Annotated in this window: 19 protein-coding genes, 3 pseudogenes and 1 riboswitch; of the genes and pseudogenes, 14 read left to right on the top strand and 8 right to left on the bottom strand. The window is 71.7% G+C overall.

Annotation, left to right across the window (positions count from 1 at the left end):
- Positions 1-53: 53 nt before the first annotated feature.
- The 4 genes and pseudogenes from ACQEWB_RS42605 to ACQEWB_RS42590 all read left to right on the top strand — a co-directional run.
- A complete protein-coding gene (locus ACQEWB_RS42605; RefSeq protein WP_432841002.1) occupies positions 54-1,046 on the top strand; it encodes a 2-hydroxyacid dehydrogenase in 993 nt (330 codons plus the stop codon).
- Entirely contained in the window at positions 955-1,710 is a 756-nt protein-coding gene (locus ACQEWB_RS42600) for an SDR family oxidoreductase (protein ID WP_432844311.1), read from the top strand. Before ACQEWB_RS42605 ends, ACQEWB_RS42600 begins: the two co-directional genes overlap by 92 nt.
- Positions 1,711-1,751: 41 nt before the next feature.
- Positions 1,752-2,261 carry an alcohol dehydrogenase catalytic domain-containing protein gene (locus ACQEWB_RS42595; RefSeq protein WP_432841000.1) on the top strand — a complete coding sequence of 170 codons (510 nt, stop codon included), beginning with the start codon at positions 1,752-1,754 and terminating at the stop codon, positions 2,259-2,261.
- Between the two features lie 62 nt (positions 2,262-2,323).
- Positions 2,324-2,473, top strand: a pseudogene (locus ACQEWB_RS42590) (L-idonate 5-dehydrogenase); the annotation flags it as partial.
- A gap of 155 nt (positions 2,474-2,628) precedes the next feature.
- Here the strand turns inward: ACQEWB_RS42590 and ACQEWB_RS42585 are convergent.
- Positions 2,629-4,311 carry an SWIM zinc finger family protein gene (locus ACQEWB_RS42585; RefSeq protein WP_432840998.1) on the bottom strand — a complete coding sequence of 561 codons (1,683 nt, stop codon included), beginning with the start codon at positions 4,309-4,311 and terminating at the stop codon, positions 2,629-2,631.
- Between the two features lie 112 nt (positions 4,312-4,423).
- Here ACQEWB_RS42585 and ACQEWB_RS42580 point away from each other — a divergent pair.
- A pseudogene (locus ACQEWB_RS42580) lies at positions 4,424-4,635 on the top strand (prevent-host-death protein).
- Positions 4,625-5,035 (top strand): annotated as a pseudogene (locus tag ACQEWB_RS42575) (type II toxin-antitoxin system VapC family toxin). The pseudogenes ACQEWB_RS42580 and ACQEWB_RS42575 overlap by 11 nt, the downstream one beginning before the upstream one ends.
- Before the next feature lie 440 nt (positions 5,036-5,475).
- Here ACQEWB_RS42575 and ACQEWB_RS42570 read toward each other — a convergent pair.
- Positions 5,476-6,714 (bottom strand): MBL fold metallo-hydrolase, encoded by a 1,239-nt coding sequence (locus ACQEWB_RS42570; RefSeq protein WP_432840996.1) that lies wholly within the window; start codon positions 6,712-6,714, stop codon positions 5,476-5,478.
- A gap of 239 nt (positions 6,715-6,953) precedes the next feature.
- Between ACQEWB_RS42570 and ACQEWB_RS42565 the strand changes: the two genes are divergently transcribed.
- The 5 genes from ACQEWB_RS42565 (at position 6,954) to ACQEWB_RS42545 (ending at position 13,945) form a co-directional block, all read left to right on the top strand.
- Positions 6,954-8,111, top strand: a complete 1,158-nt coding sequence (locus tag ACQEWB_RS42565) for an acyl-CoA dehydrogenase family protein (protein ID WP_432840994.1) — start codon at positions 6,954-6,956, stop codon at positions 8,109-8,111.
- Entirely contained in the window at positions 8,111-9,721 is a 1,611-nt protein-coding gene (locus ACQEWB_RS42560; RefSeq protein WP_432840992.1) for a 5-guanidino-2-oxopentanoate decarboxylase, read from the top strand. Before ACQEWB_RS42565 ends, ACQEWB_RS42560 begins: the two co-directional genes overlap by 1 nt.
- Positions 9,718-10,896 (top strand): Glu/Leu/Phe/Val dehydrogenase dimerization domain-containing protein, encoded by a 1,179-nt coding sequence (locus ACQEWB_RS42555; protein ID WP_432840990.1) that lies wholly within the window; start codon positions 9,718-9,720, stop codon positions 10,894-10,896. Before ACQEWB_RS42560 ends, ACQEWB_RS42555 begins: the two co-directional genes overlap by 4 nt.
- A 260-nt stretch (positions 10,897-11,156) precedes the next feature.
- Positions 11,157-13,463, top strand: coding sequence for an acetate--CoA ligase family protein (locus tag ACQEWB_RS42550; protein ID WP_432840988.1), 2,307 nt, complete (start codon positions 11,157-11,159; stop codon positions 13,461-13,463).
- Between the two features lie 62 nt (positions 13,464-13,525).
- Positions 13,526-13,945: a hypothetical protein gene (locus ACQEWB_RS42545; protein ID WP_432840986.1), complete on the top strand. Its 420-nt coding sequence runs from the start codon at positions 13,526-13,528 to the stop codon at positions 13,943-13,945.
- 10 nt (positions 13,946-13,955) lie between these two features.
- Here the strand turns inward: ACQEWB_RS42545 and ACQEWB_RS42540 are convergent, their stop codons facing one another.
- Positions 13,956-15,509 (bottom strand): APC family permease, encoded by a 1,554-nt coding sequence (locus ACQEWB_RS42540; RefSeq protein ID WP_432840984.1) that lies wholly within the window; start codon positions 15,507-15,509, stop codon positions 13,956-13,958.
- Positions 15,510-15,708: 199 nt separating this feature from the next.
- Here ACQEWB_RS42540 and ACQEWB_RS42535 point away from each other — a divergent pair, with 199 nt between their 5' ends.
- Complete coding sequence (locus tag ACQEWB_RS42535) at positions 15,709-16,329, top strand: TetR/AcrR family transcriptional regulator (RefSeq protein ID WP_432840982.1); 621 nt, start codon at positions 15,709-15,711, stop codon at positions 16,327-16,329.
- A 93-nt stretch (positions 16,330-16,422) separates the two neighbouring features.
- Here the strand turns inward: ACQEWB_RS42535 and ACQEWB_RS42530 are convergent, their stop codons facing one another.
- The 4 genes from ACQEWB_RS42530 to ACQEWB_RS42515 form a co-directional block, all read right to left on the bottom strand.
- Positions 16,423-17,208 (bottom strand): SGNH/GDSL hydrolase family protein, encoded by a 786-nt coding sequence (locus tag ACQEWB_RS42530; protein WP_432844309.1) that lies wholly within the window; start codon positions 17,206-17,208, stop codon positions 16,423-16,425.
- A gap of 144 nt (positions 17,209-17,352) precedes the next feature.
- Positions 17,353-18,072, bottom strand: a complete 720-nt coding sequence (locus ACQEWB_RS42525) for a DUF6250 domain-containing protein (RefSeq protein WP_432840980.1) — start codon at positions 18,070-18,072, stop codon at positions 17,353-17,355.
- 215 nt (positions 18,073-18,287) lie between these two features.
- Positions 18,288-19,217, bottom strand: a complete 930-nt coding sequence (locus ACQEWB_RS42520) for a M23 family metallopeptidase (protein WP_432840978.1) — start codon at positions 19,215-19,217, stop codon at positions 18,288-18,290.
- 4 nt (positions 19,218-19,221) lie between these two features.
- Positions 19,222-19,381, bottom strand: a riboswitch (cyclic di-AMP (ydaO/yuaA leader).
- 305 nt (positions 19,382-19,686) lie between these two features.
- On the bottom strand, positions 19,687-21,756 hold the full coding sequence (locus ACQEWB_RS42515; RefSeq protein ID WP_432840976.1) for an alpha-galactosidase: 2,070 nt from the start codon (positions 21,754-21,756) through the stop codon (positions 19,687-19,689).
- 169 nt (positions 21,757-21,925) lie between these two features.
- Here ACQEWB_RS42515 and ACQEWB_RS42510 point away from each other — a divergent pair, with 169 nt between their 5' ends.
- Positions 21,926-22,723, top strand: coding sequence for a tyrosine-protein phosphatase (locus ACQEWB_RS42510; protein WP_432840974.1), 798 nt, complete (start codon positions 21,926-21,928; stop codon positions 22,721-22,723).
- 240 nt (positions 22,724-22,963) lie between these two features.
- Positions 22,964-25,429 carry an endonuclease/exonuclease/phosphatase family protein gene (locus tag ACQEWB_RS42505; protein WP_432840972.1) on the top strand — a complete coding sequence of 822 codons (2,466 nt, stop codon included), beginning with the start codon at positions 22,964-22,966 and terminating at the stop codon, positions 25,427-25,429.
- Between the two features lie 81 nt (positions 25,430-25,510).
- On the opposite strand, the gene ACQEWB_RS42500 is transcribed toward ACQEWB_RS42505, so the two are convergent.
- Entirely contained in the window at positions 25,511-26,233 is a 723-nt protein-coding gene (locus tag ACQEWB_RS42500; RefSeq protein ID WP_432840970.1) for a hypothetical protein, read from the bottom strand.
- Positions 26,234-26,266: the final 33 nt, after the last annotated feature.

Raw genomic sequence — 26,266 nt, 5'->3', positions numbered from 1 at the left:
GCTATTTGTTGCCGTCGCGTGTCGTGATTACCGTCCTCTGCATGAATATCCGCGTGAATAAGCGTGTACTCCTCACCCGTGGGAATCTGCCGGGTCACGGCCCGGCCCGGCTGTCCGAGGCGGCGGACGTGGCCGCCTGGACGGGGAGCGACAAGCCCACCCCCACCGAACTCGCCGGGCTGGCAACGGGCGTCGACGCGATCCTGGCCCTGGGCAACGACCCCGTCGACGCCGCGCTGATGGACGCCGTCGGTCCCGCACTGGAGGTCGTCGCGCTGGCGAGCATGGGTTTCGACAACGTCGACCGGGCCGCCGCGGCCGAGCGCGGCATCGTGGTCACCCACACCCCGGGGGTGCTCGCGGAGACCACCGCCGACCTCACGTTCGCCCTGATCCTGGCCGCCCGCCGCCGTCTCCCGGCCGCGGGCGCGAGTCTCGCCGCGGGCTCCTGGGACGTCTTCCGGATGGACGACTACCTGGGCTTCGACGTCCATGGCGCCACCCTCGGCCTGATCGGCTACGGCCAGATCGGCCGCGCGGTGGCCCGCCGCGCCCGGGGTTTCGGCATGCGCGTGCTGCACCACGACCCGTACGCCATCGCCGACGACGACCTGTCCACGGCGGTGGGCCTGGCGACACTGCTGGCCGAGTCGGACGTTGTCTCGCTGCACGTACCACTCACCGAGGAGACCCGACACCTCGTCTCCGTACGGGAGTTGGCCGCCATGAAGCCCACGGCCACCCTCGTCAGCACCGCCCGCGGCGGTGTCGTCGACGAGGCGGCCCTGCTGGACGCCGTGCGGTCGGGCCGGCTGCACTCCGCCGGGCTCGACGTGTACGAACGCGAGCCGATGGGACGGGAATTGTCCCCGCTGGTGGCGGAGGAACACATCGTGACGCTCCCCCACATCGGCTCGGCGACAGAGTCCACCCGGGCCGCCATGGTCGACCTCGCTGTCGATAACATCCTGGACGTCCTGTCCGGCCACCCCGCCCGCACCCCGCTGCCCGGCACCCCGGCCTCCCCCGCGAAGGTACGCGTATGAGCCACCGCCTCTTCGACATCTCCGGGACACCACGGCCCTCGAAACGGCCCGCCAGGAACTCGCCGCCGGCTTCGGGGACTTGGTCCGCACGACCGCCTTCGACGTCACCGACTCGGCGGAGGTCTCCGCGGGCGTCGCACGCGTCGAGGACGAGGTCGGCCCGATCGACATCCTCGTGAACAACACCGGCGTCCAACACCGCGCCCCGCTCCTCGACTTCGCCGACGAGGACTGGCATCGGCTGCTCGCCACCAACCTCACCAGCGCGTTCCTCGTCGGCCGCGAGGTCGCCCGGCGGATGGCGCCCCGCGGCCACGGCAAGATCGTCAACATCTGCTCGCTCCAGAGCGAGGCGGTCCGCCCCGGCATCGCCCCCTACTCGGCCACCAAGGGCGGCCTGAAGATGCTCACCAAGGGCATGTGCGCCGACCTCGGCCCGCTCGGCATCCAGGTCAACGACATCGGCCCCGGCTACTTCGACACCGAACCTCGGCGCTCGTCGCCGACGACGAGTTCAGCGCCTGGGTCCGGGGTCGGACCGGCCGGGCGCTGGGGCGAGGTCGGCGACCTCGTCGGCGCGCTGATCTTCCTCACCTCCCCCGCCTCCGACTTCGTGGGCGGACAGGTGCTGTCCGTCGACGGCGGCATGCTCTCCGTCCTGTGACTGTGAACCCACCCTGCGACCTCTAGGAACCCCATGTAGGCGTGTGTCGTCCACGGACCCGCGATCTACGGATCGAGGAGCGGCCGTACGACGATCCCGGCGCCGGTGAGATCGCGGTCACCGTCGCCCTCGGCGGGATCCGCAAATCCGACCTGCACTACTACCGCCACGGCCGGGTCGGTGACTTCGCCGTCCGTGAGCCGATGGTCCTCGGCCACGAGATCGTCGGCCCCGTCGCCGCCCTCGGGCCGGACACCTCGGGACCCGCTGTGGCACTTCGGTGGCCGTCCATCCGGCCGCCCCGTGCGACCGGTGCGCCGAGTGCTCCGCGGGCCGGCGCAACATCTGCGCACACCCGCTACCTCGGCAGTGCCGCCCGCACCCCGCATGTCCAGGGCGGCTTCGCCCGGACCGTCACCGCGCCCGCCGCGCGGATTCGCGTGCTGCCGCCCGGACTCGCCCTGGACCGGGCGGTGTTGGCCGAGCCGCTGTCGGTGACCCTGCATGCCGTGCGGCGGGCCGGTGGCGTGGGGGCAAGCGGGTGCTGGTAACCGAGGCCGGGCAGATCGGCTGCCTGGTGACCGCGGTCCTGCGTCACCAGGGCGCCGCCGAGATGGTCGTAGGCGACCTTCTCGATGCCCCGCTGCGCATCGCCGCGGCTTCGGGGGCCACCACCACGGCCCGCGCCGACAAGCCCGCCAACGCCGATTGGACGGACCCGCTCGACATCGCCGTCGAGGCGTCCGGCACGCCGGCGAGCCTGCGGGCCTGTGTCGAGCGGGTGCGCCGTGGCGGCACGGTCGTCCTCCTCGGCCTGCTGCCTCCCAGCAAGAGGTACTGGCCCGCCCATGCGGTCCTGGGTCCAGGGCCGTCCGGGCTCACGCAGACTGCCCCGGACTCGCCCTCTGGCGACAGGATTCACAGCCCGTGCCGGTCGAGGAGGGTCATCAGCTTGCGCCTGCGCTTCAGCTCCGCCCGCAGCTCTGCGAGATACGCGCTGAACTCGTCCTCGGTCCCCAGGGCCTGGTGGCAGGCGCGGGCATCGAGCAACAGCCGCGCCATCCGCTCGTAGACCCGATCCCCTGTCGGCTCCTTCAAGGGCTCGACCAGCCGCAAGTAAACCGCGAGCGCATCCGCCGGGCGGATCTCACGCAAGTGGTCCGCGAGCTGCTGCCACTGCCGGTCGTCGGCACCATCGGCCGCCTCCCGCCAGGCGGCGTCCAGGTCGCCGTCGTCGAGCAGAGCGTCGATCAGCACGGGCCCGCCGTACCAGCCGCCGTGCTCCCGGTGAGCACCCTCGCGCAGGACGGCCAGCGCCGCGTCCCGCTCGGTCTCCCAGCAGTCCGCCGTCCGCGCGGCGGCACGCAACTGCTGGTAGGCGGCGAGAGACCGCTCGGCCAGGAGCCGGTCCCGGCGGACCGCGACCGCCTCGGCCATCCGGCCCGCCGACTTGTAGCGGGCATACACGTAATCGGCCAAGCGGCCGTCGACATGCGCCTCCTCGGCGGTGTCCCGCAGTCCGCGCTCCGCCCACGCAAGCGCCTCGTCCGCGCGGTCCGCGGCCTCGAGTTCCTCGGCGATGCGCACATGCGTGGCGCCGGAGGGGACCAGGTCCTTCGCATACAGGGCGACCAGCGCGTCCACGTCGCCCTCCGCCTTGACCAGGCGTTCCAAAAGGTATTGCTCCGCCCAACCGTTCGGGCTGCGCCGGCGCGCCTCGGCCGCCAGGTGCCGCAGGCGGGCCAGCCCGGCCGACCCCAGCACGTGGGCGTAGTCGAGCGGATCGAAGTCCGTCGCATCGTTCCCGTCACCGAGCAGCTGACCGACCAGCCATTGGGCCAGCCGCTCCGGATCCGGCCGCGCCGCTTGGCACGCCTCCAGGTGGGCCTCGGCCACCGCGGTGGCGGCCTGCCCGACCACGCCATCCGAGTCGTCGATCTCCCCATATGCCTCACCGAGCACCCGGATCGCTTCCTCGGCCAGATCGACCGCCTGCGCCGCATGCTTGCCGGAGGCCAGGGCTCGCAGCGCGTCCGCCGCCTCCTCGACCTGCCGCGCATACCCGAGGGCGTCCGCGTACCCGACGTACCCGTACCGGGCGAAGGACCGCGGATCGACCAGTGCCAGGACCCGCTCCCGGATCGTGCCCAGGTCCGAATGCGCGGCCGCTGCCCGCAGCTCCAGACGCCGACGCAGCTCCCGGTCCCCGGCAATCTGCTCCCGTACCAGCGCGACAAGCTCATCACGGGACAGCCCCTCCAGCCACTCCTCCAGCCCCACGGCCCGGGCCCTGGCAGCGGCCCGCCGGCGCGGGATCGCCTCCGCTTGCCGCAGAACGGTCAGCCCCACCGCCACGCAGTGCTTGCAGAAGTTGCCTTCCTGCCCGTACGGGCAGTCGCACCACCCGGAGATCCCGGCGCCCCCGCCAAGGGCGAGCTCCACCTCGTAGACATCGGTGCCGTGCACGACGGCGGTGACCGAGGTGTCCCCCACCTCCAGACCAGTCACTGCGTCCAGATACCCCAGCCCCCGCTCGAAGGACCGGGCTCCGGCCAGCGTCCGCAGATCGCCCTCGCCGAATCCCGCCACTTTCCGTGCCACACCGGTATTCAACCGCTTCCGCAGAGTGAGGGACGCCAGATCCGTCGACCTCACCGGAGCACCGAGTGCTACAGGGTGGCACCCCGTAGCACAGGACGGCTCCAAAGAGATCATGGACGCCGTCCAAAGCGGCCGGTCCTTCACCGTCACCCGCGACGGTCACCGCATCGGCGAGCTGATCCCTCTGCGCGGCCGTAGGCGCTTTGTCCCGCGCGGGGAGTTCGCCGCCATGTCCCGCTCTGCCCCCGACGTCTCCCTGGACGCCTCCGCGCCGACCAGGACGCCACCGCCAAGCAGGAGAAGGCGTACCGCTATGCCCGGTGAGCACCAGCCCGTCGCGTACCAGCAGGGGCTCCTCGACACCAACATCATGATCCTGCGCAAGTGGCTCGACCCAGAGGAGTTGCCCGCCGAGCCGGCCATCACCGCTGTCACCCTGAACACGCCGAGCGCGCCCGTTGCACGGACATCCTCCAGCGCGCCGAGAACGAGTTCGATCCCATCCCCTTCGACGCGGAAGCCGCCCGCGTCTACGGCCGCGTCTGCGCCGCCGTCGTCAGCGCCGGAGGCCTGCCTCGGCACCGCATCGCCGACCTGATGATCGCCTCGATCGCCGTCGCGGAACCTGCCCCTGTTCACCACCAACCCCGACGGCTTCAAGGGCCTGGACGACCTGCTCACCGTGGTCCCCGTCGCCCGCCCGAAGGTGCTGCACGACCGGTAGGCCGCCACCACACCAGCCGCACACGACGTCCATGAGCAGAGGTGAGCGGCATGTCAGGCCTCCCAGATCTCAGCCCGGAGCCTCCCCCGGGTCGGCACGTCCATACCCCGTTCGCGGGCCCCAGGCTCGTACCTCAGCCACCCCCGTCCCCGGAGCCACCGGCCGGCCGGGAGGCCTCCGCCCTGCCGCTCAGAGAGCCGGCAGGGCGAGGGACCGCCGGGTGTGCCTCATGAGGGCCCTAGGCGCTACAAGCCGTTCACCTTCACTCGCACGCTCACGCCAGTACGCACCATGGAGGGCAGTGGCCGGTACTCCGATGCCTCCTCCTGTGTCTGTCGACGTGATGCCCCGTAGATGGCTCGAAGTGCCCGCTTCCGCTCAGCCTCCGGCGTGACGGCAAAAACATCCGTCACACGCCTCAGCACATCCACTCTCAGACCTCAGCCCGCGGGAACCGTCTCCGGCTCCCCCGTCCCCTCCGCTGTCTTCCCCGGCACCTCACCGGCCTCAGCCACCGCAGCCGTCGTCGCCTTCGGCGGGGCGTCGTGCGTCGGCCAGCCACCCTGGGGCGCCTGGGCCGCCGCCCGCCACCACGGGTCCGTCGGCAGTGTCTCCGCCGTCGGCTCGAAGGGTTCTCCCGGGCGGGGTACGGCGAAGCGGGAGCCGGTCGCGTGGGCTGCGGCGACCGTGCCCTCGCCGGGCTCTGCCCAGGGGTGGGTCGCCAGGTTGAAGGTCGCCCAGTGGATCGGCATCATCACGCCGTGGGGCTGCCCGCCCTGGAGGTCGAGGTGGGCGCGCATGCCCTCCTCGGGCGTCATGTGGATGTCCGGCCAGAAGTCGGAGTACGCGCCGATCTGGATCATCGTGGCGTCGAACGGCCCGTGCTCGGCGCCGATGTCCTGGAAGCCCTCGAAGTACCCGGTGTCGCCGCTGTGGAAGATCCGGTGCTCGTCGCCGGCGACGGACCAGGAGGCCCAGAGCGTGTGCTGGGTGTTGCGCAGCCCGCGGCCGCAGAAGTGGCGGGCCGGGGTGGCGGTCAGGGTCAGACCGCCGACCTTGGTCGCCTCGTGCCAGTCCAGCTCGCGGATCCGGTCGGCGGAGACACCCCAGAGTTCGAGGTGCTCGCCCACTCCGAGCGGCACGGCGAACAGGGTGTCCGTGCCGGCCAGCGCCTTGATCGTCGGCAGGTCCAGGTGGTCGTAGTGGTCGTGCGAGATGACCACTACGTCGACCGGTCCGAGCGCGGCGAGCGGCACCGGCACCGGGTGCAGCCGCTTGGGCCCGACGAAGGAGAACGGGGAGCAGCGCTCGCCCCACACCGGGTCGAAGAGCACCCGCTGTCCGTCGATCTCCGCGAGCACGCTGGAGTGCCCCATCCAGGTCAGCCGCAGCCCGGTGACGGGCGGCTTCGCGATGTCGGCGAGCGTGGTGGCGTGCACGGGGATGTTGCCCTTGGGCGCACGCCGCGGCCGCTCGTCCTTGTCGAAGAAGACCTTCGCGAAGTCCAGCATCGAACCGGCGGGCCGGGTCCGGGCGGTGCCGCCGGGGTTCTGGAAGACCCCGTCCTTGAAGTGCGGTGATCTGCGGATACGGGCGAGGCGCTCACCGCTCGGGTCCGCGCCGAAGGCCGCGGGCTGCAGCGCGCGGAGCCCGGAGCTCAGGGAACGGAAACCGGACACGGTACCTCCAGGTGGAGTCGTCGAGGCGTTCCATTATGGTCCGCTCCTCTGACAACACCGCGGTCGTCCGAGTCCTGCCGGACGCTTTCCAAAGAAAACCCAAAGAAACGCGCTCGCGCGTCGGTGGGTACTGATGATCCGTTCAGCACGTTGACAGCGGGCCGGACCGCTTTCGATACTGACTGACGATTCAGTAATCGTCTGCCGGTGATCATCCCCCGCGGCCTGTTGGAGGCACCATGTCCGACCTCCCCACCGAGCTGGTCCCGCTCAGCCAGGAGCAGCGCGACATCATCGATCTCACGCGTGCGTTCGCGCGCGAGGAGATACGGCCACGCGCGCGTGCCGTCGACGAGGCGGACGTCGAGACGCCGTGGGACCTGTGGCGCAGGGCCGCCAAGGTGGGCATCACCGGCTTCATGCTGCCGGCGGAGTACGGCGGGGGCGGCTTCACCGACGTGTTCACGCAGTGCCTGGTGCAGGAGGAGCTGTGCGTCGGGGACCTCGGCATCGGGAACCTGCTGTGCTCGAACGGCTTCTTCGCCGACCCGGTGCTGGAGCTGGGCACGGCGGAGCAGAAGCGGGAGTGGCTGACCCCGCTGACCGGCCCGGACACGCCGATGACAGCCCTGGCGACCACCGAGCCGGGCGCGGGCTCCGACGCCGCGTCGATCGTCACGACGGCGCACCGCGTCGAGGGGGGCTACCGGCTCAATGGGCAGAAGGTCTGGATCTCCAACGCGGGCGAGGCCGAGCAGTACGTCGTCTTCGCCAAGACCGACCCGGCGCAGCGCTCGCGCGGGGTGAGCGCGTTCCTTCTGCGCAAGGACACCGCGGGCGTCTCCTTCGGTGAGCCGATGAAGAAGATGGGCCAGCGCGCGATCGTCTGCCGGGAGATCTTCTTCCAGGACGCCTTCGTCCCCGAGGAGGACCGGCTCGGCGCGGAGGGACAGGGCTTCCACGGGTTGATGCGGACCTTCGACATCTCCCGCGCGGTGTTGGGCGCGGCCGCGACGGGCGTGGCGCGGGCGGCGTACGAGTACGCGCGCGACTACGCACGCGAACGGCAGCAGTTCGGCAGGCCGATCGTCGAGCACCAGGCGGTCGCCTTCCGCCTCGCCGACATGCGCACGCGCGTGGAGCAGTCCCGGCTGATGACCTGGCGGGCCGCGCGGCGCCTGGACGCCGGTCTGGACGCGACCGCCGAGGCGGCCATGGCGAAGCTGACGGCGTCCGAGACCGCCGCGTACTGCACCTGGGCGGCCGTGCAGACGCTGGGCGGCTGGGGCTACTCGCGTGAGTTCCCGGTGGAGCAGTGGATGCGGGACGCCAAGCTGGAGGAGATCGAGGAAGGCACCTCGGACATCATGCGGCTCGTGATCTCGCGGAGCCTGTGATGGTGAGTACGGGTCCCTTCAAGAGCCTCGCGAGAGGCGGTCTCCTCACCGGCGGCGAGGCCCTGGTTCGCGCTCTGTGCGGCCATGGTGTGACCCAGGTCTTCGGCATCCCGGGCACGCACAACCTGGAGGTCTACCGGCACCTCGCGGCCTACGGGATACGGCATGTGACGCCCCGTCACGAACAGGGCGCGGGTTACGCCGCCGACGGGTACGCGCGCGTGACGGGCCGCCCCGGCGTCGTCCTCACCACGACCGGCCCCGCCCTGCTCAACGCGGCGGCCGCCGTCGGGCAGGCCTACTCGGACAGCGTCCCCCTCCTCGTGGTCTCCCCGGGCATGCCGCTGCGCCATCCGCGCCTGTCGACGGGACTGTTGCACGAGATGCGCAGCCAGACGGAGGCGCTGCGGGGCGTGGCCGCGTTCAGCCACCGGGTCTCCTCGGTCGCCGAGATCGACGCGGCGGTGGCACGAGCGTTCACCCTGTTCCGTACGGGTCGGCCGCGGCCCGCGCACATCGAGGTCCCGCTGGATCTCCTGGAGGCCGCGGAGCCGCTGGGGCCCGTCCGCCTGGCGCCGCCGGTCCCGCCACCGGTCCCGTCGGTACGGGAGGCCGCCACGGCCCTCTCCGGGGCTTGTCGACCGGCGCTGGTGCTCGGGGGCGGCGCGCGCACCGCCGGGCCCGCCTGCCTGGCCCTCGCCGAGAGACTGGGCGCCCCCGTCGTCACCACGGCGAACGGCAAGGGAGTCGTCCCCGAGACGCATCCGCTGTCGCTCGGGGTCTCGCTGCACAGCCCGGCGGTGCAGAAGTGGCTCGCCACCCGGGACGTCGTCCTCGCAGTCGGCACCGAACTGGCCGAGTCCGATTTCTGGACCGTCCCGCCCCCGCTCGACGGCACGCTGGTCAGGATCGACGTCGACCCGGACCAGATGTACGCGGGCACACCGGCGGACGTAGCCCTCGTCGGGGACGCACGGGCCGTCCTGGAGGCGCTGCTGCCCGAACTGCCGCCCCACGCGCGCGTGCCGGACGACATCACCACCCTCCGGGCCGCCCGCGACGCCGAGACCGCCGCGCGCGACGCCCGCTGGATCCCGTACCTGAAGGCGATGCGTTCCGTGCTCGCCGGGGACGCGGTGGTCACCTCCGACAGCGCCCAGTGCTGCTACTACGGCGCGCTCCCCCACCTCCCGATCGGCTCCACGGGCCGCTACCTCCACCCCACCGGCTTCGGCACCCTCGGCTACGCCCTGCCCGCCGCGATCGGCGCCAGGACGGCGCGGCCCGACCGGCAGGTGGTGGCGCTCAGCGGCGACGGCGGCCTCCAGTTCACGGTGCAGGAACTGGCGACCGCGGTGCAGCTGCGACTCCCGTTGCCCATAGTGGTGTTCGACAACGGCGGTTACGGCGAGATCCGCGACGAGATGAGGGCGCGCGGCGACACGCCGACCGCGGTCGACCTGCCGGCCGTCGATCTGCCGGCCCTGGCCCGTGCCTACGGCGGACACGGCACGCGCGCGTGCAGCCCGGCGGAGCTCCGCCACGCCCTCGCCGAGGCCCTCGACCGGCCCGGCCCCACCCTGATCGTCATCCCCGAGGAGACCGCATGACCGCCCCCCTGATGTCGCTCACCTGGACCGACCACCTGACCGGCCGCCAGGGCTTCCTGGTCGTCGACCGGCTGGTGCGCGGGGTCTCCAGTGGCGGCCTGCGGATGCGCGAGGGCTGCACGCTCGACGAGGTCGCCGGGCTCGCCCGCGGGATGACCATGAAGGAGGCGCTGCACTACAACCCGGAGGGCCGCTACATCCCGCTGGGCGGCGCCAAGGGCGGCATCGACTGCGATCCCCAGGACCCGGGGGCGTACGGGCTCCTGGTGCGTTATCTGCGTGCCATGAAGCCGTACATCGAGAGTTTCTGGACCACCGGCGAGGACCTCGGGCTCACCCAGGACCTGGTGGACCGGGCGGCGGCGGAGGCGGGGCTCGTGTCGTCGATCCAGGCCGTGTATCCGCTGCTCGACGACGAGGCGACGGCCCGGCGGCGGCTCGCGGACGCGTTCGCCGTCGAGGTGGACGGCATCGGGCTCGACGAGCTGGCCGGCGGCTGCGGGGTGGCCGAGTCGGCGCTGGCGGCCCTGGACCGGGCCGGTGTGCCGTACGAGGGCACGCGGGTCGCGGTGCAGGGGCTGGGCACCATGGGCGGGGCGACGGCGCGCTTCCTCACGCACGCGGGTCTCACGGTGGTCGCCGTCGCCGACGTCAAGGGCACGATCGCCAACCCGGCCGGCCTGGACGTCGAGGCGCTGCTCGCCGCGCGCGACGCGTACGGCACCGTGGACCGTGCCGCGCTGCGTCCCGGGGACCGTGAACTGCCCGGTGACGCCTGGCTGTCGGCCGAGGCGGAGGTGCTGGTGCCGGCCGCCGTCTCGTACGCGATCGACGCCGCCAACCAGGGGCGGATCAGGGCGCGTTGGATCGTCGAGGCGGCCAACATGCCGGTGCTGCCGGAGGCGGAGGAGCTGCTGGCAGCGCGGGGCGTCACCGTGCTGCCCGACGTGGTCGTCAACTCCGGGACGAACGCGTGGTGGTGGTGGACCCTCTTCGGCGACATCGGCCCGGACGCGGACGAGGCCTTCGCCCACACGCGCCGCTCGATGCGGGCCCTGATCGAACAGATGCTGGCCCGGGCGGAGGCCGACGGAACGACCCCGAGGGCGGCCGCACACGCGATCGTCGCGGACCGACTGTCGGTGATCGCGGAGCGGTTCGGGTGGTACCGGTGAGGGAGACGGGGGAAACGGGGGCGGGGGAAACGGGGGCGGGGGACTTGGGGGCGGGGGACTTGGGCGTTCGGGAAACGCAGGCTGGGGATCACGGGGCCGGGGAAACGGCCGCCGGGAAATCGGGGGCCTGGGAGCCGGCGGCGGGGGAATCCAGCGCCTGGAAGACGCCGGTCGGGGAACCACGCGCAGGGCAGCCGAACACCCGGGAAGCAGCAGCCAATACGCTCCCCCTGCCCGATGCCTTGTTCGACCCCCGCTCCGTGGCCGTCGTCGGTGCCTCCGACAACCCCGAGAAGTGGGGGTACTGGCTCGCCAAGGGTGCCCTCGCCGGACGTGACCGGCGGGCCGTGCACCTGGTCAACCGGCGGGGTGGCGGCCTCGACGGGGTTCCCTTCCGTACCGGCCTCGACGGCCTGTCCTGCGAGCACGTCGTCGTCGCCGTGCCGCCCGCTCAGGTACGTCCCGTGGTGGCCGAGGGCCTCGCGGCGGGCGCGCGCTGCGTCACCGTCATCACCGCGGGCAGTGACCCGGCCGAGGAGCGGGCGCTCACGGCTCTGGTGACCGGTGCCGGGGCCCGGCTGCTCGGCCCCAACTGCATGGGCCTGGTCGACACGACCACCCAACTCCGGCTCAGCTGGGGCGACTTCCCCGCGGGCGAGGTCGGCCTGGTGTCCCAGAGCGGCAACCTGGCCCTGGAGATCGGGCGCCTCCTCGCCCGCGCGGGACAGGGATTCTCCCGCTTCGTCTCCCTCGGGAACCAGCGCGACATCGACGCGGCGGACGCCCTGGAGGCCCTGGTCGCCCACGCACCGACCCGGGTGATCGCCGCGTACATCGAGGACTTCCGCGACGGCCGCCGCCTGGCCCGCACCCTCACCGCGGCGCACGCCGCCGGCAAGCCGGTACTCCTCCTGACGGTCGGCCGCAGCCCCGCCTCCACGGGAGCCGCGGCGTCCCACACGGGCGCCCTGGTGAGCCCGTACGCCACGGTGGCCGCGGTGTGCCGGGACAGCGGGGCGCTGCTGCTGGAGTCGGCCGGGGAACTGGTGGACACGGCGGTGTGCCTGCTGGCGGCGCCGAAGACCGGCAACTCTCCGACGCCCAAGGACCTTCGACCGCCCTCCCTGCATCGGACCACCCAAGACGCTCAGGCGCCCCCTCTGCACCCGACCAGTCACGACACTCCGGCGCCCTCCCTGCAACCGTCCACCCAACACACCCCGGCGAGCTCCCTACCCCCGACCACCCAACACACCCCGGCGCCCTCCCCGCACCCAACCGCCCAACACACCCCAGGCCCCACTCCCGAAGACGCCCACGCGCCCTCGCCCCCGGCGCCCGTCTCCCCCCACCCCCTCCGCATCGCGATAGTCGGCGACAGCGGCGGTCAAGGCGCCCTCGCCGCCGACGCGTTCACCGTGCGCGGCGCCGACGTGCCCGCGCTTCCGCCGCACGCCGTGTCCCGTCTCGCAGCGCTGCTGCCGCCCGGCGCCGGCTGTCGCAACCCGGTCGACCTGGCCGGTGCCGGTGAGGCCGATCTCGATGTCTACGCGCGCGTGGCGGGCGAGTTGCTGGCCGGCGGCCAGGTGGACGCCGTCGTCCTCACCGGCTACTTCGGGGACTACGCCACCGCCAACCCCGCCCAGACCGCCCGCGAGTGCGAGGTCGCAGGCCGACTCGCGGACACCGCCCTCGCCTCCGGCCGCAGACTCGTCGTGCACACCATGGCCCGCGACACGCCCGCCCTCGCCGTCCTGCGCGAGCGCCGCATCCCGGTCTACGAGCGCATCGAGCAGGCCGCCACGGCGCTCACCGGCGCCGCACGCCTCGCCGCCCTCACCGGAGCCGCCCGCCTCGCCGCCACGCCTCCGCACACCCCACCACCGGCGACGACCGCGCCGTACCGCCTCCGCGACGGCGGCTACGAGACCGTCCGTGAACTCCTCGCCTCCTACGGACTCGCCTTCCCCGCCGCCGAGTTCGTGACCGACGCCGACCAGGCCGCGGAGGCCGCGCACCGCGTCGGCCACCCTCTGGCGCTCAAGGCTATGGGCCTCGCCCACAAGACCGAGGCCGGCGGAGTGGCCCTGCACCTGGCCGACGGGGCGGCCCTCCGTGCCGCCTTCCGCCGTATGCGCGTGGCGACCGGCGCCGAGCGCTACGCCGTGGAGGCCATGGCGACACCGCCGTACGCCCATGAACTGATCGTCGGCGTCCGCCGCGACCCCGCCTTCGGTCCCGTCGCCCTGGTCGGCATCGGTGGCGTCACCGCCGAGCTGCTCGCCGACACGGCCCTCGCCCTGGCCCCGCTGACACACGCACGCGCGCGTGCCCTGCTCCTCGAACTGCGCCACGCGCCGCTGCTGACGGGCTGGCGCGGCGCCCCGCCCGTCCATCTGGACGCGGCGGCCGCCGCCCTGTGCGCGGTGGCCCGGGCCGCCGCCGAGCATCCGGAGCTCGCCGAACTGGAGGTGAATCCCCTCCTGGTGCATCCCGGCGGCGCGCTCGCCCTGGACGCGCACGCCGTACTGCGGGACCCGAACGCGTCATACCCTGCCGGGAATTGAGACCGCGGACCCGCGGCACGAGAGTCGAGGGCATACAGAGCTCACCGCACACGAGGAGCACCATGCCCGCCATCGACGCGCAGGACCTGGCCGACCGCTACATCGCCCTGTGGAACGACCCCGACCCGGAGACCCGCCGCAAGACCGTGCACGAACTGTGGGCGGAGGACGGGGAGCACATCCTGCTGCCGCCCCAGGAGATGCACGACCGGGCGGTGGCCCTCGGTTTCGGGACCGCCGCCCTGGAGGCCCGCGGCCATGACGAGCTCCACGCGCGCGTGACGCGTGCCTACGAGGAGTTCGTCGCGCCGGGAACGTACGTCTTCCGTATCCAGGAGACGCCCCGGCAGGTGCGGGACGTGATCTCCTTCCGCTGGGAGGCCTTCCAGCGGGAGGAGGGTCGAGTGACCGGAGGCGGCCGGGACTTCCTGGTCCTGGACCAGGCCGGCCGCATCCGGTTCGACTACCAGTTCCCGGACTGACCCCGGCCCGCTATCCCTTCTCCCGGCGCGTCCGCGCCCCGAGCGCATAGAACACGAGCCCCAGCCCCACGAAGGCCACGAGCGGCACCACCTGGCTGAGCGTGTACTGGACTCGCTGCCCCGCGAACGACTCGGGCAGCGAGTCCGCCGCGCTGCCCGCCGTCCCGAACCAGCCGACGCCGAAGCCGGGCCAGATCAGGACGACGACGGTGAAGGCGACGAGGGCGGTGGCGAGGCCGCTGACCAGGCGGGCGCCCAGGAGCCCGCCCGGCACCGCGTACGGGCGCGGCACCTCCGGATACCTGCGGCGCAGCACCGCGAGGCTAGGGAAGGTGATGACGTACGAGATGAAGGTCGTGCAGATGGTCAGGCCGAGGCCCGCCGCGAAGTACTTCTCGCCGTCGCCGCCGGTGAGGTTGAGCGCGATGACGAACAGCGCGGAGGCGAGGACGGCGGAGAGGAGGTTCACGCGCACCGGCGTGCCGTGCTTCTCCGAGATACGGCCCAGCCAGGCCGGTCCCGCGCCGTCCGCGCAGGCCACCGCCTGGGCGCGGTGGGCGCCCATCGCCCAGGTGACGCCCGAGGTCAGCAGGCCGATGATGAGCCCGGCCGCCGCGATGCCGCCGCACACCGCGCCGAAGCCGGTCAGCGTGACCGTGCCGTCGGCCGCGATCGAGCCGCCGTACACCGTGAAGACGGCCTTGCAGGCGTCGATGAAGCCGCCGAGGCTGCCGATCCGGTCGCCCGGGAGCACGAACAGGATGCCGAGGATCGGGCCGCCGTACAGGAGCAGGGCGGCGAGGCCGGAGCGGAGGATGGAGAGGGGGATGTCGCGGCGCGGGTTGCGCATCTCCTCGGCGGCGGAGCTGGGAAGTTCGAAGCCCACGTAGTTGAAGATCAGGACGGGGACGAGGGCCACGAAGCCCGCGTAGGTGGGCGCGAAGCCGCCCGCGGGGAGGGCGTGGACTCCGTTGCGTATCGCGTAGACGACGACCGAGACGAGGAAGAAGCCGAGCAGCACGATCCGGGCGACGGCCCCGGCGATCGGCACCCACTTGCCGATGCGGACCGACTGGACGACCGCCAGCGCGCCGCCCCAGATGAAGACCAGTCCGGCCGCGTACTTCCAGACGCCCGGCAGCGGGGTGAAGAACTCCTCCCAGGTCGTCAACGCGATGATGCACAGGCTGCCGCCCACCCACACAGGGTTGGAGATCCAGTAGAGGAGCTGGTTGACGCCGGCGGTGAGGCGGCCGAAGGCGAGCCGGGTCCAGACGTACGGGCCGCCCTGGACCGGGAAGGCGGCGCCGAGTTCGGCGACCAGCAGGCCGTACGGCAGGAAGAAGGCGAGCGCCAGGATCGCCATCCAGGTCAGGCCCTGTGGGCCCTGGGCCGCGACCGAGCCGATGGTGTCGAGGCCGACGAGCGTGCAGATCAGGAAGAACAGCACGTCCAGCCGGCGCAGGTCCTTGCGGAGCAGGGTGCGCTGCTCGCCCCAGCCCGCGGAGAGATCGGGGCCGTCGGGCTCCTGCCGGTGGACGGATGTGGTCGGTGCTTGGGTCACGGGCGGACTCCTACTGGCGGACGTCTGCTGAGGGCTGGTGAGGACTGCTGACGACTGCTACTGACTGAACGAGCAGTCAGTAGTGCGGGGAGTGTGGCCTCGGCCACAGGGCAGTGTCAAGAGGTCCGCACCCGGTCCGGAACCGGACAAGTGGGGGCCTCGACCGGCACCGCGGGCGGTGACCGAATAGGGTGACGGCGTGGCGAGAGTGCGGTTGAGCGTGGCGGAGCGGCGTGAGGAGTTGCTGCGGGCCGCGATCCAGCAGATCGAGGTGCGGGGCGTGGCGGCGGTGCGGATCGCCGACGTGGCCTCGGCACTCGGCGTGAGCAACGCGCTGGTGCTGTACCACTTCTCGACGAAGGAGAAGCTGGTCGCCGCCGCGTTCACCTACGCCGCCGAGGACGACCTCGCCCATCTGCGCAAGCTGCTCGGCCGCCGTACGACGGCGCTACGGCGGCTGCGTTCGGCGGTGCGCTGGTACGCGCCGACCGGGCAGGCCAAGGGCTGGCGGCTGTGGATCGAGGGCTGGGCGGCGGCGCTGCGCGAGCCCGCGCTGCGGGAGGTCACCCGGGACCTCGACCGGCAGTGGAAGGCGGCGCTCGCCGAGGTCATCGCGGAGGGCGTGGCCGCGGACGAGTTCCGCTGCCCGGACCCGAATGGCACGGCCCTGCGTCTGACGGCCCTGCTCGACGGTCTCGCCGTACAGCTGACCTCGTACGCGGGAGCCGTGCCGCGGGCGCGGGCCCAGGAGTGGGTCGACGAGGCGCTGGCACGTGAACTGGGTCTGGAGCGCGAGGCGTTGACCGCGTCAGAGCGGTGAGCCCGTCTCCCGGCGCCGCGGCACGCGCGCGTGGGCCGCGCCGGGCAGGCACGGCCCACACCACCACTCGGTCCGCTCTCAGGCCACCGGAGGTCAGGCCACGGGGGCGATCCGGCTCCTGATGTCCTCCGGCGACAGCGCGCCCTTCGCCGTGACGTGGTCGCCCGAGGACTCGCCGCGCAGCCGACGCCCGATCCACGGCACCAGGTACTCGCGCGCCCAGTGCACGTCGTCCCGCCGGACGTCGAGGGTGCCGCGCGGCGGGAGCGGCGGCCAGGCCTGGTCGGGGTCGGCCGGGACCTCCAGGCCGAGGACCTGTCCGGCGCGCAGCGCCACGCGCGTGTGCCCCTCGGGAGAGAGGTGCAGCCGGTCACCGTCCCAGGCCCTGCGGTCCTGGACCGTCTTCAGGGACCACAGGTCGAGCACGGGGCAGCCATGCCGGTCGGCGATGGCCCGTACATGCCCGTTGTAGGTGGCGATCTTGCCGCGCAGGTGCTTGAGCACGGGTACGCCACGGGTGTCGAACCCGGTGGTCACCATGACGGTGCCGGCGACCTCGGTAAGCCGTACGACGGCCCGCTCGAAGCGCTCGGCGACCTCGTCGGGGTCGGTGCCGGGCCGGATGATGTCGTTGCCGCCCGCACAGAAGGAGACCAGATCCGGCGCCAGCTCGAGAGCCTGCGGGACCTGGTCCGCCACGATCTGGTCGAGCAGCTTGCCGCGCACGGCGAGGTTGTTGTAGCCGAAGTCGCCCTCGGGCCGGCGGTCCGCCAGGAGCACCGCGAACCGGTCGGCCCAGCCGACGAACGCCCCGTCGGGCCCGGGGTCGCCGACGCCCTCGGTGAAGCTGTCCCCCACCGCAACGTACGACCCGATCACTGATCTGCTGTCACTCTTCGAATCGTCTGCCACGTGGTTCATGATTCACCTTCGAATGTGACCTACGCGACCGTAAGAAAGGGTTGACGAGCGGTGAGATAAGCCACTCCTAAAGGGTTCACCAAGCCAGGAATAACCCTCCGATCAGGGACGTTGACGGGTCGATCGCCGGACCTCGAAGCCGCTGATCCGGAAATGGCTCCAGGTCGTCCGGAAACCGAAGTGCCCACTGGTGTACGGCTCCGGGTCGTCGTAGTCGAAGACGAGCCGCCCGTTGTTCCACCAGCGCACCGCCGATCCGTCGGAGACGATCCGCACCCGGTTGGACTCGTTCGCGACCAGCAGCGGCTCGGTGTAGTCGTAGATCAGCGGCCGCACTCCGGCCTCGCCGACGTAACGGCGCAGCCGGGTGGTGGTGTTCGTGTTGGCGCCGTAGCCGACGTAGTACGTCTTCAGGTAGTCGTACTCGGCCAGCGCCCCGCCCCGCGGCGTGGCGAAGATGTCGTCCGGGGACCGCACGTCGGTGGCGTTCCAGAAGTTGTTGAGGTCGGAGACGCGGTCATTGACCCCGCCCTCGGAGACGGCCGTGGCGGTGTACTCGATGACGTAGGGCCCTTCGAGCCGCTGCTTGAACCAGACGGTCGCGCCGGCGGGTACGTCCACCTCCAGCGTCCCGCGCGAGGAGGTGACCGTTCCGCCGTTCTCCAGCTCGACGGCCCATTTGGTCAGGCCGTGCCGGAAGTCGTCGTGGGCGATGAGGCGGCCCCTGCGGCGGGGCGCGGCGCTCGCGGCGCCGGCGGGGGTGAGGGCGGACAGGGCGGCTCCGGCGGCCAGGGTGGCGAAGGCTCTGCGGGTGGGCGTCACGTCGGGCGGGCTCCTCGGCATGTGGAAAGCGCTTGCACATCGGACGGGGATCACTGTGTCCCGAGCGCTCCGCCTTGTCGACACCGCCTGACGGGCCGCCACACGACCGCAACACCGAAGGCCGGACCCGGGGATCGGGGTCCGGCCTTCGGCGGCGTGTCGGGCTGCGGGTCCCCCGCTCGAGCGAAGCCGAGAGTGGGGGAGGTCGGTGGGGGTCAGCCGACCGCAACGCCCTTGGAACGGAGGTAGGCGACCGGGTCCACGTCGGAGCCGTAGTCCGGCGTGGTGCGGATCTCGAAGTGCAGGTGCGGGCCGGTGACGTTGCCGGTCGCGCCGGAGAGGCCGATCTGCTGGCCCTCGGTCACGGTCTGGCCGGCCGAGACGGAGAGCTGGGAGAGGTGGCCGTACTGCGCGTAGTAGCCGTCGGCGAGCTTGATGACGACCTGGTTGCCGTACGCGCCTCCCCAGCCCGCGGAGACGACGGTGCCCGCGCCGACGGCCTTGAGGGCGGTGCCGGTCGGGACGACGAAGTCGACGCCGGTGTGGTAGCCGCTGGACCACATGCTGCCGGCCACGTGGTAGCCGGTGCCGATGGTGGCGCCGGTGACCGGGAGGGTGAAGCCGGTGGCGGTGCTGGTGGTCTCGGCGGCCTTGGTGGCGGTCGTCTTCGAGGAGGAGGACGACTTCGACTCGGCCGAAGAGGAGGACGAGGTCGAGGACTTGGCCGAGGACTTGGTGGTGCCCGTCGTGGCCTGCTTGCCGATGCTGAGCTTCAGGCCGGGGTGGATCAGCGACGGGTCGTCGCCGACGGCCTGGCGGTTGTCCGCGTAGAGCTTCTTCCAGCCGCCGGTGACGTTCTGCTCGTCGGCGATCTTCGCGAGATAGTCGCCGGTCCGCACCGAATAGGTGCGCACGCCCGCGTTGTTGGCGGCGCTCTTCTTCTCGGCGGCCTTCTTCTCGGTGACCGGAAGGGACTGGACGGCCTTTTCGGAAACCGACTGGGAAGCGGACTGCGTGGTGGCCGCATGGGCGCCGGTGGCCCCCATGAGCGGGAGGGCGAGAGCGGCGCCACCGGTTCCGGCGACGGCGATCGAGCGGGAAAGACGCGGGGACTTCGGGCGGCGGTGCTTACCCTTCGCGGGCATGGCGAATTCCTCTCCGGCGCCTGCGAGGTGAGCTGTCGGGTGCGGACTGGAGATGCCCGGCCGCGCGGTGAAACGCGGCTTTACCCCTAGCCGTTCCGGAGACCGGAACAGGCGGTTGTACCTGTGGGTCCCCCGCTCCTGCCGTTCACGGGTGAGTTGTGCGGTCCCCGGGCGGCGGCAGGATTGGGCGTCCGTCCGGATTGGTGTGGAACGTAAGCGACCAAGACGCAAAGGGACAAGTGACGGTTCCCTGTGAATACGTTTCCCTTGATCCCTTTCCGGAATTCCCGGTTACTGTCCGTTAACCGGGAAGGCGCGCCGGAACCCAAAGCCCCATGAGAAGCACCTGAATTACGTGAACATGACGGGGCACACACCGTCACGGATATGACGCTCCTCACGTGACTGTGCTCCAGCTTTCCTTATTCCAGAGCGAGTTGGAATGAAGACGCCAATTCGGACAGAAGGCTCAGATGCGGCGCAGACGGAGGACTGCCGCATCAAGGTCGCCGCGAAGTCCGGTCCGAAGTCCGTGATGCAGCAATACGGCACCCCTGTGCACTTCGCCCGTTTCAAGGCATTCGTACGAGGCTGTCGGGTCGAGGCCGCGCAGGCGCAGCGCCGGCACCGGTTCGCCGTAACTCTGCGCCTGGAGCCAGGCGAGGACGACCGCCTCGCCGCCGCGCACGTACTGGACGGCGCTCAGGCCGCCCGTGGGAGGCCGCAGCCGGTACAGGTCCCCGTGCTGCACGAGGGGCCGGATCTCCTTGTAGAGGGCCACCCAGTCACCCGCCTCGGCGAGCTCCTCCTCGGTCCACTCGGTGAGGTCCCCGCCGACCCCGAGCACGCCGGCCATGGAGCTGACGAACCGGAAGCGCAGCGAGCTGACCCGCCCGTTGAGCTGGGTGTTGGGGCTGTCGGTGACCCAGGCGGCCATCACGCGCGCGGGGTGGATCTGGCTGAAGCCGTGCTGGATGGCGAGCCGGTCGAGCGGGTCGGTGTTGTCGGAGGTCCACACCTGGTCGGTACGGCTCATGACGCCGAGGTCGATCCGGCCGCCGCCGCCCGAGCAGGACTCGAAGGCGACGCCGGGGTGCGCGGCCCGCAAACGGTCCAACAGGGCGTACAGGGCGCGCACATGGTCGATCCAGAGGCGCTGCGGGTAGCCGTCGCCGGGCCAGCCGGCGTCGGTGAAGCAGCGGTTGAAGTCCCACTTGACGTAGTCGATCGGGGCGCTGGCCAGGAGCGTGTCGAGCCGCTCCCAGAGGTACTCCTGGACGTCCTCGCGGGCGAGGTTCAGCACGAGCTGATTGCGGAATTCCGTCCGCTTTCGTCCTGGTTGGAACTGGACCCAGTCGGGGTGTGCGCGGTAGAGGTCGCTGTCCGGATTGACCATTTCCGGCTCCACCCAGATGCCGAACTGCATGCCGAGTGCGTGCACGTAGTCGGCGAGCGGCTTGAGGCCCTTGGGGAAGCGGTCCGGGTTGGGCGTCCAGTCGCCGAGCCCGGCCCGGTCGCTGGTGCGCTTGCCGAACCAGCCGTCGTCGACGACGAAGAGCTCGACGCCGATCGCCGCGGCCCGCCGGGCGAGGGTGCCCTGCTGCTCCTCGGAGATGTCGAACTCGGTGGCCTCCCAGGAGTTGAACAGCACCGGACGGTCCCGCTCGGCGTCCGGGATCACGTACGCGCGCTGGTACGCGTGCCAGGCCCGGCTGGCGCCCCCGAAACCGCCGTCGCTCCACAGTCCGGCGAAGACGGGGCTGGTGTACGACTCCCCCGCCTCCAGCCGCAGCAGCCCGGAGTCGTCGTATCCTGCGCCGCCGGTGATCTGCACGCGCGCGTCCGGGAGTTGCGCCACCGCGATGCGCCAGGAGCCGGACCAGCCGAGGGCGCAGCCGTAGACCTCGCCGCGCTCCTCGGTGGCGTCGGTGTCGAGGGCGACCCAGGGCAGGTGCTGGTGTCCGGTGTGGCCGCGGCGGCTGCCGATGATCTTCTCGCCGTAGGTCAGCGGGGCGGCGGTGAGCAGGGACTCGGCGGCCCAGCGGCCGTGCAGCTGGGACAGCCGCCAGCCCTCGCGGTCGGGCAGGGTCCAGGCGGCGGGGTCGGCCCGCAGCAGCTCCAGGGCGGGCCCCTCGTTGCCGAGCTCGACCCAGCGCTCCACGACGTCGTGGCGCATCCGGTAGTGCAGGGTGACGGCCAGCCCGCCGTCCCGGAAGCGCAGCCGCAGCTGGTCGCCCTCCGCCTCGTACGCCTCGAAGGTCCACTCGGTGCCGCGCCGCTCCTCGGTGCGCACGGAGAGGGCCGGGCGGACGAAGCGGGGGCCGCCCTCGACCGGGTACTCCTCGCGGCCGTCGAGCTGCGACTCGAAGGGCCAGTAGTCGGGCAGCGGACGCACGGCGAGCGCCTCGGCGTCGGCGAGCGCGATCCGCGGCCCCCAGTGCAGGTGCAGCAGCTCGTCGCCCTCGGTGAGGTGGACGGCGTAACTGCTGGTCGGCCCGGAAAGAACCCAGGTACGGCCGTGGTCGGAGATCTCCAGCATCAAGCCCTCACACATTCGAACAGGTGCGATCAATCAGCAACATCATCAAGGGCCGTGGGGTCGGACTGCAACGCCTGTGGACAACTCATTGCCTCAGGAATCCATGTCGTATGGTCGAGAGCGTGCCCGTCGGCGAGCGGCGACGGCGGGCGGAGTGGGAGGAGCCCCCGTGACGCAGCAGATACCGTCGACCGAGCCCGAGCTGTCCGGTGTCCGCAATTTCCGTGACGTGGGCGGGCTGCCGACGGTGGACGGACGGCGGGTGCGGCACGGCGTGCTGTTCCGCAGCGGCCATCTCGCGCACGCGACGGAGGACGACGCCGCCTTCCTCTCCTCCCTTGGGCTGCACACGATCTTCGACTTCCGCAACGCGGCGGACCAGAAGCTGGAGGGCCCGGACGTCGAGCTGCCGGGCGTGCGGAACGTGAACCTGCCGCTGTCGGACCCGGCGGACGGCTCCGAGTTCTGGAAGATGGTCCGGGACGGGGAGATCGAGCAGCTGCGGGAGATCCTCGGCGAGGGCAAGGGCGCGAATCGCATGATCGTCTCGTACCGCTCGATCATCAAGGAGCGCACGGGCGAGCACGCGCGCGTACTGCGCTCGCTGGCCGAGGACAGCGTGCCGGCGCTGATGCACTGCGCGGCGGGCAAGGACCGCGCGGGCCTGTCCATCGCCGTGACGCTGCTCGCGGTCGGCGTGGAGCGCGAGGCGATCGTCGCCGACTACCTGGAGTCCAACGCCAAGCACCGCCGCTACCAGGTGCGCCGCAGCGGCTCCTCCGCCGCGGGCTACTCCCCCGAGGTCATGGAACTCCTCAGCCCCCTCTTCGAGGCCCGCGCCGAGTACCTGACGGCGGCCTTCGAGACCATCGAGGAGACCTGGGGCAGCGTGGACACCTACCTGGAGCAGGGTCTGGGAGCCACCCCGGAGGTCCGGGAGCGGCTGCGGGAGCGACTGCTCGACTAGGGCGGGTCGGGGTCGGAAACACAGGGCCGGTCGTGCCGCGGAGAGGATGCCGCGGTGGGGCCGGCTCCGTCATGTGAGGCCTCTGACACATGGTCACAGACCCACTGGACCCACAGATTTAACCGCAGGCCCCTTGTGTCGTCATTTTCTACGCGCGTAACCTCAGCCGATCGCATGGATCCCACCGGCAATAGCACCTCATGTGCCGTTTCTCCGGCGGACGTTGAAGGAGTCATCCTCGTGCAGATTCACAGACCCGGCGCCTCGCGCGCAGCCGGCGCCGCGTTCATAGCCGCGACCGCCACCGCGGCCGTCATCGCCGCGCCGCTGCCGGCCGCGTTCGCCACCCCGTCGGCGAGTGCCGTCATCTCGGAGGCGTACGGCGGCGGAGGCAACTCCGGGGCGACGCTCACCAACGACTTCGTGGAGCTGGCCAACCGCTCGACGGCGGCCTACCCGCTGGACGGCTACAGCCTGCAGTACCTCCCGGCCTCCGCCTCCGCGAGCTCCCTGTGGCAGGTCACCCCGCTCACCGGCTCGCTCCCGGCCGGCGGTGACTACCTGGTCTCCGAGGGCGCGGGCGCCGGCGGCACCACCGCGCTGCCGACCGCCGACGCGAGCGGCAGCATCGCGATGGCCGCCGGCAGCGGCACCGTGGCCCTGGTCAAGGGCACCACGGCACTGACCTGCAAGACCATCGCCGACTGCACCGGCGACGCCAACGTCGTGGACCTCCTCGGCTACGGCACCGCGGTCGTCCGCGAGGGCACCGCCGCGCCGACGGCGAGCAACACCACCTCCGTGTCCCGGGCCGCCTCGCTGGCCGACACCGACGACAACTCGGCGGACTTCACGGCCGGTACGCCCACCCCGACCAACAGTGCGGGCGACACCGCGAGCGGCGGGAGCAGCGGCGGCGGGACGGGCGGTCCGACCGCGCCCGGTCCGTTCCGTATCCACGACATCCAGGGCACCACCCGTATCTCGCCCCTCAAGGGCCAGAGCGTGGTGGGCGTCCCCGGCATCGTCACCGCCGTCCGCACCACCGGCAGCAAGGGCTACTGGATCCAGGACCCCAACCCGGACTCCGACCCCGCCACCAGCGAGGGCCTGTTCGTCTACACCGGCTCCGCCGCCCCCACCGTCTCGGTCGGCGACTCGGTGCTGGTCAGCGGCAAGGTCTCGGAGTACTACCCGGCCTCCACCGCCCAGTCGGTCACCGAACTCGGCAGCCCGGTCTCCACCACCCTCTCCACCGGCAACGCCCTCCCGGACGCGGTCGCCCTGAACGACTCGACCATCCCGGACGCGTACACGCCGACGAACGACGGCGGCAGCATCGAGGCGCTGACCCTCCAACCGACCGTCTACTCGCAGGACTTCTACGAGTCCATCGAGGGCATGCGCGCCTCGGTCACCGACGCGCGGGTGACCGGCCCGACCAACAGCTACGGCGAGATGTTCGTCACCGCCAAGCCCGGCGAGAACCCCACCAAGCGCGGTGGCACCATCTACGGCGGTTACGACCAGCAGAACACCGGCCGTATCGAGATCGTGTCGGCCGACGGCACCACGCCCGTCCTCAACGTCGGCGACGAGCTGTCCGGCACCACCACCGGCCCGGTCGACTACTCCGACTACGGCGGCTACCTGCTGGCCCCGTCCTCCGCCACCACCGGCACGGCCGTCGACAACGGGCTCAAGCAGGAGGTGACGCGCCGGCAGAAGGGCGACGAACTGGCGCTGGCCACCTACAACGTCGAGAACCTCGACCCGACCGACAGCGACGACAAGTTCGCCCGGCTGGCCAAGGGCATCGTGACGAACCTGTCCTCGCCGGACGTGGTCACCCTGGAGGAGATCCAGGACGACAACGGCGCCACCGACGACGGCACCGTCTCCGCCGAGGCGACGCTGACGAAGTTCACCGACGCCATCGTGGCGGCCGGCGGCCCGAAGTACTCGTGGCGCTATATCAACCCCGTCAACGACCAGGACGGCGGCGAGCCCGGCGGCAACATCCGCCAGGTCTTCCTCTTCAACACCAAGCGTGTCTCCTTCGTGGACCGCGCCTCCACCGGTGACGCCTCCACCACGGCCGTGTCGGTGGTCAAGGACCGGAAGGGCGCGGCCCACCTGTCCGCCTCCCCGGGCCGCATCGACCCCACCAGCAGCGCCTGGAACAGCAGCCGCAAGCCCCTGGTCGGCGAGTTCAGGTTCCAGGGCAAGACCGTCTTCGTCATCGCCAACCACTTCAACTCCAAGGGTGGCGACCAGCCGATGCACGGCCGGTACCAGGAGCCGACCCGCTCGTCCGAGACGCAGCGCAAGCTCCAGGCCGAGGAGGAGAACGCCTTCGTCGACACCCTCCTCGCGGCCGACCCCAAGGCCCAGATCGTGGCTCTCGGCGACCTGAACGACTACGAGTTCTCGGACGCCGTGAAGACCCTCACGGACGACGGTGACGTCCTCACGGACCTCATCACCACCCTCCCGGCGGCCGAGCGCTACAGCTACGTCTACGACGGCAACAGCCAGACCCTGGACCACATCCTGACCAGCCCCTCCATCACCCACTACGACTACGACGTCGTCCACATCAACTCCGAGTTCGCCGACCAGGCGAGCGACCACGACCCGCAGGTCGTCCGGATCGACGTGAAGGACTGCGGCTTCAAGGCCCACCAGCCCAAGCCGCACAAGTAGACGACGCGGGAAAGGGCCCTGGTGCTTGTCGAGTGCCGGGGCCCTTCGCCGTTCCCGGCCTGCACGGGCACCCGGGCCCGCTCAGGCCCGCCTGCGTCGCACATGGAGGTCGGATGTCAGGAGGCTCATGAGCGCGAGGGCTCCGGTCACCGCCGCGCAGACCGCCGCCAGGATCCACGCCCACACGGGTCTGCCGTCGAACAGCACACCTTCCAGGACCAGTCCGACCGCGGCGCCGGGGAAGCAGTAGAACCCGAGCAACGAGGGGCTCCACCAGCGGATGCGCAGCCTACGGACGTACCCGAGCGCCACGACGGCGGCGGCCCCCAGGGCGAACCACGCGCCCGCAAGCCACGCCAGCGGCGTCCAGCGCACGCCGAAATAGGGATCGAGCCGCTCGGTGTGGCCCCGCACGGTGAGCCGGACCACCTCGCCGTGCCAGACGAGCAGTTCGGCGCGGTCACCACGCCCGGCGCGACGGTAGGTGTCGGCTCCCACGTGGAGCGACTCGGTGCGCCGCTCCCCGGCGAACCGCATGTCGAGCCGCAGGCGGTGGCCCCTGGTGCAGCTGTCGGGGGCGACATCCCCGTAGGAGTCGCAGCGCGTCCAGGACGTCTTGCCGGTGACCTGCCCGGTCCCGGGCACCAGACAGTCGGCCCGCTTCCCCGCACTCCCCTGCCCGCCCGGGCAGACCGAGGCGTGCCGGTACGTCTGTCGCTCGTGGTACTCGTCGGCCACCGGCACGGCGAGCCCCCCGGCCAGGCACAGCAACGCGATCGTTCCCAGTGCTCGTGCCCACTGCATCAGCCGTCGCTTCCCCCCTCATCGCGGCACCCC

It is taken from the genome of Streptomyces sp. CA-249302 (genome assembly GCF_050936785.1).
Lineage (GTDB): Bacteria > Actinomycetota > Actinomycetes > Streptomycetales > Streptomycetaceae > Streptomyces.
This window is presented reverse-complemented; position numbering and strand designations above follow the sequence as displayed.